Source organism: Kerstersia gyiorum, from assembly GCF_048595715.1.
Lineage (GTDB): Bacteria > Pseudomonadota > Gammaproteobacteria > Burkholderiales > Burkholderiaceae_B > Kerstersia > Kerstersia gyiorum.
The window spans coordinates 872,399-888,586 of record NZ_CP169556.1 but is presented as its reverse complement, the minus strand read 5'-3'; the positions used below and the strand labels follow the sequence as shown (position 1 = coordinate 888,586).

The 16,188-nt window shown below is 61.6% G+C and carries 12 protein-coding genes; 6 read left to right on the top strand and 6 right to left on the bottom strand.

Annotation, left to right across the window (positions count from 1 at the left end):
* Window position 1 precedes the first annotated feature (1 nt).
* The 4 genes from ACEW7X_RS03850 to paaN all read right to left on the bottom strand — a co-directional run bounded on the left by ACEW7X_RS03850 (window position 2) and on the right by paaN (window position 5,047).
* Window positions 2-961 (bottom strand): branched-chain amino acid ABC transporter permease, encoded by a 960-nt coding sequence (locus ACEW7X_RS03850; RefSeq protein ID WP_068371699.1) that lies wholly within the window; start codon window positions 959-961, stop codon window positions 2-4.
* Window positions 962-1,834 carry a branched-chain amino acid ABC transporter permease gene (locus ACEW7X_RS03845; RefSeq protein WP_068371696.1) on the bottom strand — a complete coding sequence of 291 codons (873 nt, stop codon included), beginning with the start codon at window positions 1,832-1,834 and terminating at the stop codon, window positions 962-964.
* A 198-nt stretch (window positions 1,835-2,032) separates the two neighbouring features.
* Window positions 2,033-3,190, bottom strand: a complete 1,158-nt coding sequence (locus ACEW7X_RS03840) for an ABC transporter substrate-binding protein (protein ID WP_253105356.1) — start codon at window positions 3,188-3,190, stop codon at window positions 2,033-2,035.
* Between the two features lie 177 nt (window positions 3,191-3,367).
* A complete protein-coding gene (gene paaN, locus ACEW7X_RS03835) occupies window positions 3,368-5,047 on the bottom strand; it encodes a phenylacetic acid degradation protein PaaN (RefSeq protein ID WP_420177619.1) in 1,680 nt (559 codons plus the stop codon).
* A gap of 237 nt (window positions 5,048-5,284) precedes the next feature.
* On the opposite strand from paaN, the gene paaG reads away from it, so the two are divergent.
* The 4 genes from paaG to ACEW7X_RS03815 all read left to right on the top strand — a co-directional run bounded on the left by paaG (window position 5,285) and on the right by ACEW7X_RS03815 (window position 9,015).
* Window positions 5,285-6,088 (top strand): 2-(1,2-epoxy-1,2-dihydrophenyl)acetyl-CoA isomerase PaaG, encoded by an 804-nt coding sequence (gene paaG / locus ACEW7X_RS03830; RefSeq protein ID WP_253105444.1) that lies wholly within the window; start codon window positions 5,285-5,287, stop codon window positions 6,086-6,088.
* A gap of 1 nt (window position 6,089) precedes the next feature.
* The gene (gene paaI / locus ACEW7X_RS03825) at window positions 6,090-6,545 is read left to right on the top strand and encodes a hydroxyphenylacetyl-CoA thioesterase PaaI (protein WP_130487274.1); all 456 of its coding nucleotides are present in this window, start codon (window positions 6,090-6,092) and stop codon (window positions 6,543-6,545) included.
* Between the two features lie 102 nt (window positions 6,546-6,647).
* A complete protein-coding gene (gene paaK / locus ACEW7X_RS03820; protein WP_253596044.1) occupies window positions 6,648-7,958 on the top strand; it encodes a phenylacetate--CoA ligase PaaK in 1,311 nt (436 codons plus the stop codon).
* A gap of 454 nt (window positions 7,959-8,412) precedes the next feature.
* Window positions 8,413-9,015: a TetR/AcrR family transcriptional regulator gene (locus tag ACEW7X_RS03815; RefSeq protein ID WP_130487276.1), complete on the top strand. Its 603-nt coding sequence runs from the start codon at window positions 8,413-8,415 to the stop codon at window positions 9,013-9,015.
* 115 nt (window positions 9,016-9,130) lie between these two features.
* Here ACEW7X_RS03815 and ACEW7X_RS03810 read toward each other — a convergent pair whose 3' ends face one another.
* Both ACEW7X_RS03810 and ACEW7X_RS03805 read right to left on the bottom strand, forming a co-directional pair.
* Window positions 9,131-10,393, bottom strand: coding sequence for an MFS transporter (locus ACEW7X_RS03810; protein WP_420177618.1), 1,263 nt, complete (start codon window positions 10,391-10,393; stop codon window positions 9,131-9,133).
* The gene (locus ACEW7X_RS03805; RefSeq protein WP_130487278.1) at window positions 10,390-11,487 is read right to left on the bottom strand and encodes a class I SAM-dependent methyltransferase; all 1,098 of its coding nucleotides are present in this window, start codon (window positions 11,485-11,487) and stop codon (window positions 10,390-10,392) included. The genes ACEW7X_RS03810 and ACEW7X_RS03805 overlap by 4 nt, the downstream gene beginning before the upstream one ends.
* Before the next feature lie 237 nt (window positions 11,488-11,724).
* Here ACEW7X_RS03805 and ACEW7X_RS03800 point away from each other — a divergent pair, with 237 nt between their 5' ends.
* Both ACEW7X_RS03800 and ACEW7X_RS03795 read left to right on the top strand, forming a co-directional pair.
* Complete coding sequence (locus tag ACEW7X_RS03800; RefSeq protein WP_130487279.1) at window positions 11,725-12,696, top strand: helix-turn-helix transcriptional regulator; 972 nt, start codon at window positions 11,725-11,727, stop codon at window positions 12,694-12,696.
* Between the two features lie 309 nt (window positions 12,697-13,005).
* Window positions 13,006-16,158, top strand: coding sequence for a TonB-dependent receptor domain-containing protein (locus tag ACEW7X_RS03795; RefSeq protein ID WP_130487280.1), 3,153 nt, complete (start codon window positions 13,006-13,008; stop codon window positions 16,156-16,158).
* The last annotated feature ends 30 nt before the right edge of the window (window positions 16,159-16,188 follow it).

Sequence of the window (16,188 nt, the reverse complement as noted above, 5' to 3'; positions counted from 1 at the left end):
CTCAGCCCCTCCCGCGGATGATGCGCGCAAGGCTGGGCAAAACGCCGCCGCGCAGGAAAATCATGACCAGCATCATGATCAGGCCGAGCACGATCTGCTCGTACTCCTGGAAGAATGTCAGCACCTGGGGCAGGGCCGTCAGCACGGCCGCACCGAAAATGGCGCCCAGCACCGAGCCAGCGCCGCCCAGCACCGCCATCGTCACAATTTCGACGGAGTGCATGAAACTGGCGGCATCCGGCGTGATGAAGCGATTCTGCATGGCCAGCAGGGAGCCGGCCAGCGAAGCGTAGATGGCGGAGATGACAAAACCGCGCAGCTTGAAGCGCGCCACGTCCACGCCGACAGTACGCGCCGCCACTTCGGAACCATGCAGCGCCCGCAATGCGCGCCCCGTGGCACTGTATTGCAAATTGAGCGCCACCCAGGCCCCCAGGACCAGCATGATGCCGTTGAACGCGTACCAGAACTCGGCATTGTTCAGGCTCAGGCCCATGTCCTTGAGCGCAGCGCGCATGCCGGGGTCCTGCACGGCGATGCCGTCCGGGCCGCCGGTCAGCCAGGCTTCATTGGTCAGCACCATGGCGACCAGCACGCCGAACCCCAGTGTGGCGACCGACAGGTAATAGCCCCGCAACCTCAGGATGGGGCGTCCCACCACCCAGGCCAGCAAGCCGGAAATCACTGCGCCCAGCAAGGCCGAAGGCAGCACCGGCAAGCCCAGGTACTTGGGTGCCAGCGCGCAGGCATAGGCGCCTATGCCCAGGAACCCGGCATGGCCCAGGCTGATCTGGCCCACGAAGCCCGTCAGCACCACGATACCCACCACCGCCAGACCATTGACGAAGATCAGCGAGCCGACTCGCAGGTAATAGGAAGAAGGAAAAAATAGCGGCGCCACGGCGATCAGGATCGCCAGCACCAGCAGCGTGGCATGTTTCGGAGACAGTTTCTTCATCATTTACACCCTCTCCGCCGCACGGCGTCCGAACAGGCCCTGGGGCATGAAGAACAGCACGCCGAGGATGACCACGAAAGCCGCCGCATCCTTGTATTGGGAACTGATATAGCCAGCAGTAAAAGCTTCCAGCAAGCCCAGCAACAGGCCACCGGCCAACGCCCCCTTGGGATTGCCCATACCGCCCAGCATGGCGGCGGCGAACCCCTTGAGCGCCATCGTCATGCCGATGTCGTAGCTCACCAGGGTGATGGGCGTGACCAGCACCCCGGCCAGCGCGCCGATGGCGGCCGACAGGGCGAAGGACAGCGTCATGATGTATTTGGTATTGATCCCCACCAGCAACGCGGCGATGCGGTTGTTGGCTGTCGCCAGCACGGCGCGCCCCGTCAGCGTGCGCGTGAAGAACAGCCACAAGCCGACGAAGATCACCAGCGCCCCGACGATGACCCACAGGCTTTGCGGCAGAATGGTCGCACCCAGCACACGGATTGGATCATCCCCGGAGAATGCGGGGAAGCGGTGCAACTGTTTGTCAAAGACCACCTGCGCCACGCCCCGGATGAAGATGGAGGCACCGATGGTGATGATGATCAGGCTCGCCACGGGCGCACCGCGCGCCGGTTCGATGGCCAGTTTGTTGAGCGCCACCCCAATGGCTGCCGTCACCACGATGGCGAGCAGCGCTGCAAGCGGCAGCGGCGCGCCTGCCATGTAGGCGAAAGCGGTGATCATGCCGCCGAGCATCACGAACTCGCCCTGCGCGAAGTTCGCCACGTCGGAAGCGTTATAGATAATGGTAAAGCCGAGGGCGACGAGCGCATACACTGCGCCGACTGTCAGCCCCGACAGCAAAAACTGCATGAATTCAGGCATGTATGTCTCCGGATGTGAAGAATCCCCGCCACGTCTCCCGAAACCGGGACCGGGCGGGGGAATCTTCGGCGCTACGATGAGCCGCCGCCGCGCATGGCTCGACCGGAAAGCGGTCGGCAAGCGGCGGCCCAGCTCGTCTTGCCAGACGGTGGCGGCCCCCTCGCCGCCCCGCGCTGCAAGCGCCGGAATGTCGGTCAGTTATTCGACGATCTTCCAGCCGCCATCACGGATTTCCAGCATGCGGAAAGCGCTCAGGTCCAGGCCCAGGTGATCCTGCGGCGTCATGGTGAAGCTGCCGGTCGTCCCCATGTAGCCAGTGGTCGATTCCAGCGCATCGCGGATGGCTTCGGGTTCGGCCTTGCCGGCGCGATTGATGGCGTCGACGATCAGGAACAGGGCGTCATGGGCATAGCCGCCGAAGGTCGACACCGGCTTGCCGGTCTCTGCTTCGTAGCGCTTCTTGTAGTTCTGCACCACTTCGCGCTGGGGATCGGCCTCCGCCAGTTGCTCTGCCACCAGCAAGGAGGTGCCGGGCAGGCGCACGCCTTCGGCCGCCTTGGCGCCCGCCAGTTCGATGAAGGCATCGGATGCCACGCCATGCGACTGGTACAGCGGCAGGTCGACAGCCAACTGCGCATAGTTGCGCGTCACGATGGCGGGGCCCGAACCCATGCCCAGGTTCAGGATGGCCTGAATGCCGTTCTTGTTGCGCAGGTTGGTCAGCTGCGGCGTCATGTCGGCGTCGGCCGGGCCGAAAGTTTCATCGCCCACGATGGTGATGCCATAATCGCCCACGATGTCCAGGCACTGCTTGCGCATGGAAGCGCCAAAGCTGTCGGAGCCAGACAGCAGGCCGATCTTCGTCAGATTGCGCTGCTTCATGTCTTCGAAGATCTTGGCGCAGGCCATGCGGTCGGTATGCGGCGTCTTGAACGTATGCTTGCGCACCGGCTGGATAATTTCGATGGCGCCGGCCAGCGAAATGAAAGGCACGCCCGCTTCTTCCACGACGGGAATGATGGACATCGTGGTGCCGGTGGTGGTGCCGCCGATGACTGCCACGACCTCGTCGTCCTCGATCAGCCGGGTTGCGAACGTGCGCGCCTTGTTCGGATCGCCGCCATCGTCATAGGCGATCAGCTTGATTTTCTCGCCTTGCACGCCGCCTTTGGCGTTGATGTCGTCAACCAGCATCTTCAGGGTGCGTGCCTCGGGCTCGCCCAGGAAGGACGCAGGGCCCGTCGCGGACACGGTAGAGCCGATCAGGATATCGGCGCTGGCCGTGCCGGCCGCACACCAGGCCAGCGCCACGGCGCCAGCCAGCTTGAATACATTCTTTTTGTTGAATCGCTTCATGTTGTCTCCCTCCAGTTTATGAAATGAACTGCTTGCCGGTGCCTGGCTCTTGAAGATGGCCCAGGCTGCCGGATACAGAAACCCCTGCATAACCACGATGAACACAGTCTGTCGCCATGGCGCCTCTTGGCGGGCGCCTGAAGCCACGAACAGTGATAACCACTCCCGGCGATGACTTTAGGCGCTGGTCGGCGCGGGCTGGCGCCACATGGCGACGCGAAAGCGGTTGGCGACGAAAGCGCTGTCGGCAAAGCAGGCATTGCCTGCCGGATTGGCGCCGGTCACGTGGAAGTCGCTGTATGCCGCGCTTTGGTTCACATAGATGCCACCCAGCAAATTGACCGAAAGGTTCACGCCGGCTTCGGCAAAGGCGTCAGCCGCGTCCAGGATGCCGGCTTCGCTCGTGTCATAGAGCGCGGCGGTGATGGCGCCCTTGCGCCGCGCCAGGTCGGCAGCGCGGCGTACACCCTCGGCGGCGTCAGCCACGGCCACGACCAATGCAATGGGGCCGAAGCGTTCAGCCTCGTAAGCATCGGTGGCCGCCGCATCCACCGCGACGATCAGCGGCGTCGCAGTACGAGCCGGACCGGCGCCCGCCAGCGGCGCCGAATCACGCACAATGCGGCCCAGGCTGCGTGCCGCATCGACACGCGCCAACGTATCCGGGTTGGCGATGGCGCCCGCCACCGCGGCGGCACGCGCCGGGTCGGCCAACAAGGCATCCACGGCTGCGGCAATGCCGGCCGCCACCTCGTCGAAAGACTTGCGCTCGCCACCAGCCAGGATGCCGTCACGCGGCACGAACAGGTTCTGCGGCGCCGTGCACATCTGGCCGCTGTAGAGCGACAGAGAAAAGGCGATGTTCTGGCACATCGCATCGAAATTGTCCGTGGCCGCAATCACGATGCTGTTGACGCCGGCCTCTTCGGTATAGACCAGCGGCGTAGCCGCATGGCGGCGCAGCCATTGACCGAACTCGCCGGAACCGGTGTAGTCGATCTGTGCAATGCCGGGATGCTCGGCAAACACCTTGGCCTGGCCCGAGCCCGGCTCTTCCGCTGCCAGCAGCACGACATCGGGCGGCAGGCCCTGCTCGGCCAGAACCTCGCGCGCCACCAGCACCGTCAGCGCCATGGGCAGAATGGCGGCAGGGTGAGGCTTGGCGATCACGGTATTGCCCGTCGCCAGGTTGGCGAACAGACCGGAATAACTATTCCAGGTCGGGAAAGTCTGGCAGCCGATCAACAGGGAAACGCCACGAGGCACGATGCGCCAGTGCTTGTCCATAATGATGTCGCCCGCCTTGCCTTGCGGCTTGACCCAGCGGGCACTGGCGGGAATGCGCTGCATCTCGTCCCAGGCATAGGCCAGGGCTTCGAGGCCGCGATCCTGCGCATGGGGGCCACCAGCCTGGAAAGCCATCGGAAAAGCCTGGCCGGAAGTATGCATGACGGCATTGGCCATTTCGAAACTGCGGCGGTTCAGCCGTGCCAGGATCTCCAGGCAGATTCCCACCCGGGTTTCGATACCGGCATTGGCCCAGGCTGCCGCGGCTGCCTGCGAATGCGAAACCAGCAGCTCAGCGTCTGCCGCCGGGTAGCGTATGCCCAGCGCGCCCTCGGCTGCGCCAAGGAAAGGTGACACTTCCGCGCCTACACGGCGCTGCTCGGGATGCCCCGGCAATTCGAAGTCGCCATTCAGGTGCGACTGGTAGCTGGCCAAGCCTTCCTGCTTGGCGTTTTCACAGTAGATCTTGCCGCTGGGAACCTCGGGATAGGCGCTCCAGAAGCCCCGTTCACGTATTGCTGCAAGGGCCGATTCAAGCGTGGCGCGGTGCTGATCAAACAGGCTGGACATACTGGTTTTTCCCATGTTGAAGAGTGCCAGGGAATTATTGACCGACCGGACGGTTTATGCAATAGTAGGAACCCGAATACCCAAGCGCCATCAAGCTGTGAAAATGGCGCCCCAGGACCACCGGAAAAAATCCGGCGAAAAAAAATACGGCCCCGTGCCTCCGTTCCGTCTGCTACCGTCGCTGGTAGCCTGATGCCGGAATAGATGGCCCGGCGGTAAAAAAACGAAGGAGACAACGTGGAGCAATCCTCTCACGACACCGTGCTCGTCAGTCTGGAGCAAGGCGTACTGCGCCTGACCCTGAATCGCCCCGACAAACTGAACTCGTTCAACGAAGACATGCATCTGGCGCTGCGCGCCGGGCTGGATCGTGCCGAACAGGACAGCGCCGTGCGCGCCGTGCTGCTGACGGGCGCCGGCCGTGGTTTCTGCGCCGGCCAGGACCTGGGTGACCGCGATCCGCGCAAGAGCGGCGGCAGCGCCCCCGACCTCGGCGCCACCATCGAAAAGTTCTACAACCCCCTGGTCCGCCAGATTCGCCGCCTGGAAAAACCCGTGATCTGTGCGGTCAATGGCGTGGCTGCCGGCGCCGGCGCCAATCTGGCCCTGGTCTGCGACATTGTCCTGGCAGCGCGTTCAGCCCGCTTCATTCAGGCCTTTTCCAAGATCGGCCTGGTACCGGATTCCGGTGGCACCTGGAGCCTGCCACGCCTGCTGGGCGAAGCCCGCGCCAAGGCGCTGGCCCTGACCGCTGCACCGCTGAACGCCGAGACCGCTGCCGACTGGGGTCTGATCTGGCGCGCCGTCGATGACGCTGCGCTGCAGGAAGAAGCCCTCAAACTGGCTCAGCAACTGGCACAGGGCCCCACTCGTGGCCTGGGCCTGACCAAGCGTGCAATCCAGGCGGCATCCACCAACAGCCTGGACCAACAGCTCGACCTGGAACGCGACCTGCAGCGTGAAGCCGGACGCAGCCACGACTACGCCGAAGGCGTCGCCGCCTTTCTGGACAAGCGTCCTGCCGTCTTCAAGGGGAACTGAGATGGACATCAGCACCTTGAGCCCGCAAGCCCTGGCGCGTGCCTGTGCGCAAGCCATGTGGGAGGATGACCGCGCCACCCAGCACCTGGACATGAAGCTGGACCTGGAACAAATCGGCCCCGGTACGGCAACCATTCAGATGCGTATCGACGCCAGCATGCTCAATGGCCACCGTACCTGTCACGGCGGCTATATGTTCACGCTGGCCGACTCGGCCTTTGCCTTCGCGTGCAATACCTATAACCAGCGCGCCGTCGCGCAGCACTGTTCCGTCAGCTTCCTCGCCCCCGCGTTCGAAAACGACGTTCTGACAGCCACGGCGCGCGAAATCAGCCGCAGCGGCCGCAGCGGCATTTATGACGTGGTCATCCGCAATCAGGATGGCGCCCATATCGCTGAATTCCGCGGCCTGTCCCGGACCATCAAAGGCACCTTGCTGCCGGAAGCGAACCCCTGAATACCCGTTGCCGGCAGTAGACCGACACGAAAGAACCAGACCGCAGCACGCCAACGCGCTGCGGCCTATCGCAAGAATCAGAAGCCATAGCAGGAGACAAACATGGAAAACCTGGCGCCTCGCAAAGAGGATCTTGATCCGATTGAAATCGCTTCGCGCGATGAACTGGCCGCACTCCAGCTGGAGCGCATGAAATGGTCGCTGACCCACGCTTACGAGAATTCGCCGTTCTACCGCAAGCGTTTCGATGACGCCGGCGTCCATCCTTCCGACCTGAAAACGCTGTCTGATCTCTCCAAGTTCCCGTTCACCTACAAGACCGATCTGCGCGATACCTATCCGTTCGGCATGTTCGCCGTGCCGCGTGAACAACTGGTACGCATCCACGCCTCGTCGGGCACGACCGGCAAGCCCACGGTAGTCGGCTACACCCGCAACGACATCGACACCTGGGCCACCGTCATGGCGCGCTGTATCCGCGCAGCCGGCGGCCGCCCGGGCGACGTCATGCACAATGCCTACGGCTATGGCCTGTTCACGGGCGGCCTGGGCGCCCACTACGGCGCGGAAAAGCTGGGCTGCACGGTGGTGCCCATCTCCGGTGGCATGACCGAGCGCCAGGTGTCGCTCATCAATGACTTCCAGGCGCGCATCATCATGGTGACGCCGTCCTACATGCTGTCCATCCTGGACGAATTCAAGCGCCAAGGCATGGACCCGCGCGAATGCTCGCTGGCGGTAGGCATCTTCGGCGCCGAACCGTGGACCAACGCCATGCGCCTGGAAATCGAACAGGCCTTCGACATGCACGCCGTAGACATCTATGGCCTGTCGGAAGTCATGGGCCCGGGCGTGGCCAACGAGTGCGTCGAAACCAAGGATGGCCTGCACATCTGGGAAGACCACTTCTACCCCGAAATCATCGACCCCGTTACCGGCGAAGTCCTGCCTGACGGCGAACAGGGCGAACTGGTCTTCACCACGCTGACCAAGGAAGGCCTGCCCATCATTCGCTACCGTACCCGTGACCTGACGCGCCTGCTGCCTGGCACGGCACGCACCATGCGCCGCATGGAAAAAATCACCGGCCGCAGCGACGACATGATCATCCTGCGCGGCGTGAATGTCTTCCCGACCCAGATCGAAGAACAGATCCTCAAGTGCAAGGGCCTGGCGCCGCACTTCCAGATCGAGTTGAGCCGCAATGGCCGCATGGACAACATGACGGTGCACGTGGAATGCCAGGCCGATGCCTGCGACGATCAGGCCCGGGCACGTTCCGCCAAGGAACTGGCACACCACATCAAGAGCATTGTCGGCATCAGCACCTTGGTGGATGTCACGCTGCCTGGCGCCGTGGTCCGCTCCGAAGGCAAGGCCAAGCGCGTCGTCGACAACCGGCCGAAGCGCTAAGCCAATCCGTACCGCCGGCATGCGGCGGACACCCGCGCATCCTTCCACCAAAAGCGCGGGACACCCGCATGCCGCGCCAGGCACTGCCCTGGCGCAGGCCCCACCGTTCCAGGCAACAAAAACATGACGGTCCTGCAGGACCGGGACCTGGACGAAGGCCGCCTCCGGCAGCGGAATGCGGTAACATCGGCCACAGCGTGGCGCCGTTTTGTTTGCGGCGTTTGAGTGGCCGGATACCGCCCATGCCTTAGGCGCCGCCCCCGCACTGCCTGCCAGACAACGCTGGCCGGCCCTGCGGGGGCGGCCTTCCGTTGCATCGCCGGCATGCCGCCAGGTTGCGCCGTCCTCCGGCAAGACCTGCTACGGACCGGCCAGCCCGCGCCGCTTGCGGCGCAGCGGGTGCCGTGATCCCGGCCACTCAGAATAATTACTATTAATAGGACGATATATCAGCATGGCACGCACGCGCGCGGCAGATTTCGAAGAAAAACAGCGCAGCATCCTGACCAGTGCCGCCGCAGTCTTTGCGGAACTGGGCATGGAAAAGGCATCCATGGCACAGATCGCCTCACGCAGCAAAGTCTCGAAGGCACTGCTCTACCACTACTACCCCAGCAAAGACGCCCTGATCTTTGACATTATCCGCAGCCACCTCGAAGAGCTGGATCACGCCCTGGAAATTACCGCAGAGGAAAGCAAGGGCGACGACGCAGAAACCCGCCTGCGCAAGCTGGTACGGCAAATCCTCGAGTGCTACCGCGATGCGGACGACATGCACAAGGTTCAGCTCAACCGTTCAGGCTCGCTGACCGAAGAACAGGCACAGGAACTCAACCTGCTGGAACGGCGGATCGTACGCAGGATTTCTGCGGTCATCTACGAGATCAACCCGCAACTGGACGAAAACCGCCCCTTGCTCAAGCCCGTCACCATGTCGCTGTTCGGCATGCTGAACTGGGTTTATATGTGGTTCCGCCCCGATGGCCCGGTCAGCCGCGAGGAATATGCGGATATCGCCACCACGCTGGTGCTGGAAGGGTTGAAGGCCATCCGCTGACATCCGCTGCGCCCCATGTGAGGACGCCGGTAAAGACAGGGCAGCCATGCCGGGCATATAGGCCCCTGGCATCGCTGCCCTGCGGTATTGCCGCCTGCGACGGCAATCGCCGGATTCAGGCGCGGGCGTCACTCGCCAAAACCCGCCGCGCGGCAACCTCCACCTTGGCTCGTGCACGCCAGGCCAGCACGCAGGCGCACAATACGCCGCAAGCTAGGCAAGCCAGCATTCCCGTCTGCCCGAGGTGATCCAGCAGCCAGCCGGCTGCGACAGGCACAGCCAGGCGGGTCACGGTAAACAAGCTGGATTGCAAGCCATAATCCGAGGCATTGCGCTGACGTCGCGTGAAGAACAAGGTCAAGCCGAACATCAAAGCCGACACCGCTCCCATGGCCGCAGCCAGCAGCAAGGCGCTGCCGATCAGCCAGACGCCCCCCAGGTGCAAGCCTATGATGGCGGTCAACAGCAGCAGCGCCACCAGGGCTGCCAGCAAATAGCAGAATACTGCCCTGCCAGCGCCCAGCCACATCGCCAGCCGTCCCCCCAGGAGACTGAACACGGCCCCCGTCAGCCCCCCGACGATACCGATGATGAACGCTACCTGCTCCAGCGGCATCCCCTGATCCAGCATCAGCGGCTTGAGGTATAGCCAGGCCGCGCCCAGGAATGGAAAACCCATCAGCAAAAGCCAGGTCCACTGCCGTGCCCCCGCCTGACTGAAGAAGCCGATCCAGTCGGCCACAAACCCTTCCAACGGCGCTTCGTCCTGCCTGGCGGATGCTGCCGAAGGTAGCGGCAAGCCAGCCTGCCCGCGCAGCCATAGAAAAGGCAGGCATCCCAGCGCCAGGGCAGCCCCCATCAGCCAGAACGGCATCTGCCAGCCATGATGGGCCTGCACCAGAATCATGATACCGCCCCCGATGATGGCTCCCAGGAACAAGGCCGCCGAACGGATGCTCCCGGCGCGCAATTGCTCGCCACGCGGCAGGCACTGGACTGCCAGCGCATTGAGCGGAATGTCAGCCCAGGTGGTAGCGATACTGATGGCGAAAGTCAGCCCGAAGAGCCACAGCGGCTGACTGATCAGGTTCTGCCTGCCAATCTGCCAGTACAGCACAAGCACCACCAGGCACAGCCCCAGCAGCCAGTTCACAAAATGTCCGTGGCCCAGCCGCACCCGCTGCACCGGCACGGCAAACAGGAACTTGAAGATCGCTGGAAGCGCCGCCAGCTGGAACAGGCCGATTTCCGTCCCGCTCCAGCCATGCTGGCGCATGACCAGCGGCATGCCGAACATCAAATAGATGCTGGGCACGGTCAGTGCCAGGTTCAGCCAGCCAAACAACAGCTGCAAACCGAATATCCGGGTCTTGTTCACATTGTCCGCCTTGCCTTGCGGGCCACCAGCGCCGTTACCGGGGCCACAGGGAAACAAATATCACCGGCCAGTTCCACGCTGGCAAAACCCGCCTGCCTCAATTGTCCGGCCATTTCTCGCGCCGGCAAGACATGACGCCCCATCATGCGCATATTGAGGTAATAGGCCAGCACCCGGTGATCCGGCAGCACCGCGCTATCACCATCGACCTGCGCATGACAGCAGACCAGTACCCCGCCTGGTTTCAGGGCGCGGAACAAGCGCGCGAGCAAGGCGGGCACGTCGGGCACGAAATGCAGCACCGAGGAGCACCAGATCAAGTCATAGCCCTGCCCGACCTCATCGCGGGCAATATCGCCCCCCTGCGCGCGCAAGCGGCTGGCCAGGCCCGCGGCGTCGATATTTTCCTGGGCCACGGCAGCCACTTCCGGATACTCAAACACCACGCCTTCCAGCATGGGCAGGCGCTGTGCCAGCGCCACTGCCACCAGCCCCGGCCCGCCGCCCAGATCCAGCAAATGCCGGCTCTCCGGATACTCCGGCAGGCGCTCCAACACAGACAGCGCGCCCTGGATCGACGCCGCACGCTGCTCCTGCGCAATCTGCAAGCGCGCCGCTGCCGCCCAGGCCCGGCCCGCAGCTCCCGGGACAGCCGGCGCTTGCGCCGCAACTGAACCGCCCTCATCCGGTAGCAACAACGCATCGAGCTGTGCGCCAGACTGCCGCAATACCTTGTGCCGGTATAGCAGCGCATCCCCGCAATACAAAGGCGAAGCCAAGGACAGATAAGGCGCCAGGGCAGGCGCCAGGCGATAAACAGGCCCGGCGTCAGCAATCCTGCCAGCGGCGTCAACTGAAGCCTCGACGCGTTCCACCACGCCCATGGCCCACAGCAATTCGATCAGCTTTTCCAGGCGCCCGGCATCCACTGCCAGCGCACGTGCCAGCTCAGCCATCCCACGGCAACGCGCCAGCTGCTCCGGAAGCTGCAATTGCAATGCCACACGCAGGGCGTCCGCTTCCAGCCCTGCCAGCTGCCTGTCCCAGTACACCTGCAGCGGATGTTCCTGCGCCACAGCAATTCCAGCACTCATGAGCGGCCTCCGCCAATCGTTTCCGAACGGCACGGGAACGTACCGAATAAAATAATCAACTCATTGATAATCATGGATTTTTAAGAAAAAAGATGATGTATTAAGCACATCTCGATAACCAAACAATGATATATTTAATGAGAATTATTAATTTTTGTTCTATGCAAAAAGCATGAAAAAGTATGCGTGGCACTGCAGCGCACCGATACGCATGCTTCCTTCCGGAGAATCACAGGGATGAATACTCGCGCAAGCGTCTGCCGCCTCGCCGCCGACGAGCCCCGGGCATACCAGTCCCTGGGGCACGGCAGAACCCGCATCCAGTTGCCCGAAGACCTGGGGCGCTGCTTTCATGACTTTCTCGAACTGGAACCTGGCCTGGGCTTGGGCCGCCTGCACTACCATCCGCTGCAATCGCTGGTCGAGGAAACCAATGGCCCGCACCGGGGCCGCGTCATGGTGGTCACTATCGGCCTGCAAGGCCGTTCCAGCTATCTGGGCCAAGATGCCACCCGCCTGGAATTCCAGGCCGGCCACACCACCATCACCGCCTTCCAGGCCATTCCTGGCGAGCGACGCTACGAAGCCGGCGATACCGTCGCGCAACTGCGTATCGTGGCTGACGAGCAACTCATCCGGAAATACCTGGGCGACACCCGCACCATCCAGCTATTCGGTAACAGCCGCCTCAATCGCCTGGCATTCCGCGCCGGATCTCCCATGACCCTGTCGCATGCAGCAGCACTGCTGCGCCATCTGCAAGCCGACCAGGAAGCGCCATCACGGCTGGATCTGCACATCCATGCGCTCAGCCTGTTGAATGAACAGTTCAACTTGCTTGCACCGCGCCAGGATGCAGCGTCCTGCGCCATGGCGCCACGCGATCTGGAGCGGATAGAGCACGCCCGCGACATGCTGGCTGAACACCTCGACAAGCCCCTCACGCTGGACTACCTGGCCACCACCACCGGCCTGAACAAAAACAAGCTCAAGGAAGGCTTTCTGCATCTCTACGGTTCGACGCCGGCAGAACTACTGCTGGAACTGCGCATGCGCAAGGCCCATGCCCTGCTGGAAGCCGGTCAGCAAGTCTCGCAGGCGGCTTGGCAGGTGGGCTACAAATACGCCAACAACTTCACAGTTGCCTTCACCCGCTACTACGGCCAATCCCCCAAGGCGATTTTCGGCAAACGCGTGGAAGACCGCTGACCCCCTTGCACCGCGCCTGACCGGCACCGCTCAGCATGCTACCTGCCTGCCCGGGGCGGCCATAGCCGCCCGCGCCCAGCCCCGGCGGCCGCCGCCGCGTCTTCTCCCCATACCCTCCCAGTCCCCCCTCTCTCCTGTACGCCCCCCCATCTGCCGCCCGCATACGAAATCATGCTTTTTCCATATGAAATCGTATGAGACGCATTCTTATTTATAGATAAGATTTGATCCGACATAGCTACTCCAGGACGGCGGCACTCTCCTGACACCCTGCCGTTCACCAACTTCCCCGCTTTCGGATCTGTCTACATGCCACCCAGTCTGCACCCGGCCGCGCACCCTTTCGCGCTACGCCAATTGGTCATTTTCATCGGACTCGCCCTGAGTGTGCCCTTGAGCACCCCGTCAAATGCACAGGCAGCCGGCGCCATCACCGAGCCAGCCGACACCGCGCTTCCGGACAACAGCACCGTGACCACCCTTGAGGAAGTGCAAATCGAAGGCAGCTACGAAAACCGCGACGAACACGGCCGCAACCAGGTTTTCGACAAGGATGTCGTCAACGTCTATCAGGGCAAGGAAGAAATCGAGCGCTACAAAGGCGCCACGGCTGGCGACCTGTTCAAGGGCATGAACGGCGTCTACAGCGGCGACAACCGAAACAGCGGCGCGCTGGACCCGAACATCCGCGGCGTCCAGGGCGAAGGCCGGATTCCCGTCACCATCGACGGCACCGAGCAGGCCACCTCCATCTGGATGGGACCTGCAGGTGTCGCCAACCGCAACTACATCGACCCCAATCTGGTCGGCAGCATCATGGTGGAAAAAGGCCCCTCGCTGACACCGGGACTCAAGAGCGGCATAGGCGGTGCGGTGCAGGTCAGGACGCTGGAACCCGATGACATCATCCAGCCGGGCAACACCTTCGGCATGGAACTCAAGACGGAAACAGGCACGAATGCCGTGCGCGCGCAGGAGAACTGGAAGAGTCTTTTCGGGCAGGATTACCGGGATGTCGAGGGAGCATATAGCTCCACTGATGGGCAAATCAACGTGGGAAAAAGCTGGGGTGGCCTGGAAGTGGCCCCGAGAAGCGGTGCCAGCGGCAAGGACTTTAATTTTGACGACAACTCGTTTCGCCTGGCCATGGCGAAAAAGCATGAGCATTTCGACTTCCTGGCAGCCTACAGCTACCGCAAGCGCGGCAACTACTACAGCGGCACCCATGGCGCGGAAAAATACCAGACGGATACCTGGCAGGACCAGGCCACCGCGCAATTCAATGCCGATGGCGGTATTGGCGGTTTGCAATCGAACTACGTGGCCAATTACTTCCTGCCCGGCCAGGAAGTCACCAACACATCGAACAACCAGGAATCCTACCTGCTGAAGGGTTCACTGTACCTCCCCCATGACCAGTCCATCAAGCTGAGCTACATGCACAGCAACCAGCAATATGGCGAAAGCCTGCCCTGGCTGGTGTCCTGGGCCGTGCGCGACGAAGTATTAGAAGGCAACCAGGCGCAACTGCCCTACAGCAAGGTCAAGCAGGACACGCTGAACCTGGGCTACAGCTTCAAACCGGAAGGCAACAAGTACATCAACCTGAATGCCAACGCCTGGATGACCGACAGCAAAAGCTGGCGCCACCAAAATGGCGATTTGGTCTATGGCATCACCGGCGATGGCGAGTATCACAGCGGTGATGGCCTCTGGAACAACCATGTCCGATGCAATGTGCTAGGCGGTGACATTACGATTGACTGCACCGATGTTCCTGGCACGCCGCCAGAGAAACTGTCCAATGTCGATGATGCCTACACCATCTATCCAAAAGCGCTGCAGATTTCCACGCACAAACGCTGGGGCTTCAACCTGAGCAATACGGCGGAACTGCACCCTCGCCTGCACCTGACCCTGTCGGGTGACTTCACCAAGGAAAAGCTGCGTCAATCGGACGCATCGGAAGGGATGCGTGTAACGGAACTGACCTGGGGTGTCAATCATTTGGGCCCCCGCAGCGGCACGCGCCAGCAATGGGATTTCGCCTTCAACTTCGACTGGAAACCTGTCGACTGGCTGCAGCTTTACGCTGGCGCGCGCTACAGCGACTACTGGTCGTTCGATGACGGCCTGGCAGAAAAACGGGCTAATCAGGTAGAGGCTTATAAAGTTTCTGAAAGCAGCATCACCGCCAAAAGATATAACTATTACCGATTGCTGAGCGATGAAGAAGTAAGCGCCATCAAAGCAACTTCCTATGCCACATATCAGTCCCGGATAGACCGATACACTGGCACCCGGTTGGAAAACTTCCTGGCGCAATACCCTGATGCAGAGACTTTCGCCCAAGAAGCCTGGTCCAACAAAATTGATGGCGTCTGGTACACCACTTACGACGCAAATAATTACATCGAGGTTCCCTACAATAATTCCTTTGAGGGCTTTGCCGACAACAATCCCTTTCTGAACGGCACCATAGACCTCAATGCCTGCACCGAAAATGCACAAGGCCAGGAAGGTTGCATCGCGAATTTCGTTTACCCGGGCACCAACAACAACGTCTACAGCTATGCCACCGACATAGATAGCTGGCAACAGCCAGAAAAAAAGAAAGGCCATGCCTGGGCACCTCAATTCGGCGCCAATATCTCTCTGACGCAAAACACCAGGCTATACGCGCGCTACGCGGAATTCATCCGTTTCCCAAGCCTGTATGAAGATACCCAAGCTGTCTGGGGCTACAAGGCGACATACCTGGCCGCTTCCGCCAGCAAGCCTGAGCATGCCTATAACTGGGAAGTCGGCTATGTGCATAACCTGGCTGATTATTTCCCCAGCCTGGAATATGCCGATTTCCGCATCAACTATTTCCACAACACCATTCATGACTATATAGACCGCGATAACACCTTCAATATCGTCCAGTTCGACAAGAAGAAGATGACTGGTATTGAACTGCAAACTCGCATGGATAGTGGCAGATTCTTCGCCAACCTGGCTGGCACCTATCGCCTGAAAAACGAAATGTGCGACCGCGATTACGCCTCTTATCTGGACCCGGTCCAGAACCGAATTCCCGCCTGCATTACCGCCGGCTTCCCGTTTTCGTTTTCCCGCACCAGCCTGCAGCCGAAATACTCCATCAATCTGGATGTAGGCACCAGATTGATGGACCGCAAGCTGGAAATCGGCGGCCGCATGACCTATCACAGCAGCGCGAACAATAAAGACGAGGAAGCGCTCGCCGTTACGGGTCTCTCCTACGCCGTCAACCGGCCTTATTACTGGAACCCGATCTGGGTCTTCGACGCCTACGCCAGCTACCAGGTGAATGACAACCTGTCGCTGGACCTGGGCATCAACAACATCACCAACCGCTACTACATCGACCCGCTGGCACGGGTGATGCAACCCGCCCCAGGACGCACGATCAAGGCCGGGCTGACGGCGCGGTTCTGAACGCTAATTTCAGATTTTTTGTCCGTTTTT

Bases quoted from the DNA above. Each gene is read 5' to 3' on its own strand.
- ACEW7X_RS03840 (WP_253105356.1), bottom strand. From the start codon at position 3,190: ATGAAGCGATTCAACAAAAAGAATGTATTCAAGCTGGCTGGCGCCGTG.
- ACEW7X_RS03800 (WP_130487279.1), top strand. From the start codon at position 11,725: ATGAATACTCGCGCAAGCGTCTGCCGCCTCGCCGCCGACGAGCCCCGG.
- paaK (WP_253596044.1), top strand. From the start codon at position 6,648: ATGGAAAACCTGGCGCCTCGCAAAGAGGATCTTGATCCGATTGAAATC.
- ACEW7X_RS03805 (WP_130487278.1), bottom strand. From the start codon at position 11,487: ATGAGTGCTGGAATTGCTGTGGCGCAGGAACATCCGCTGCAGGTGTAC.
- ACEW7X_RS03845 (WP_068371696.1), bottom strand. From the start codon at position 1,834: ATGCCTGAATTCATGCAGTTTTTGCTGTCGGGGCTGACAGTCGGCGCA.
- ACEW7X_RS03815 (WP_130487276.1), top strand. From the start codon at position 8,413: ATGGCACGCACGCGCGCGGCAGATTTCGAAGAAAAACAGCGCAGCATC.
- paaN (WP_420177619.1), bottom strand. From the start codon at position 5,047: ATGTCCAGCCTGTTTGATCAGCACCGCGCCACGCTTGAATCGGCCCTT.
- ACEW7X_RS03795 (WP_130487280.1), top strand. From the start codon at position 13,006: ATGCCACCCAGTCTGCACCCGGCCGCGCACCCTTTCGCGCTACGCCAA.
- ACEW7X_RS03850 (WP_068371699.1), bottom strand. From the start codon at position 961: ATGATGAAGAAACTGTCTCCGAAACATGCCACGCTGCTGGTGCTGGCG.
- paaI (WP_130487274.1), top strand. From the start codon at position 6,090: ATGGACATCAGCACCTTGAGCCCGCAAGCCCTGGCGCGTGCCTGTGCG.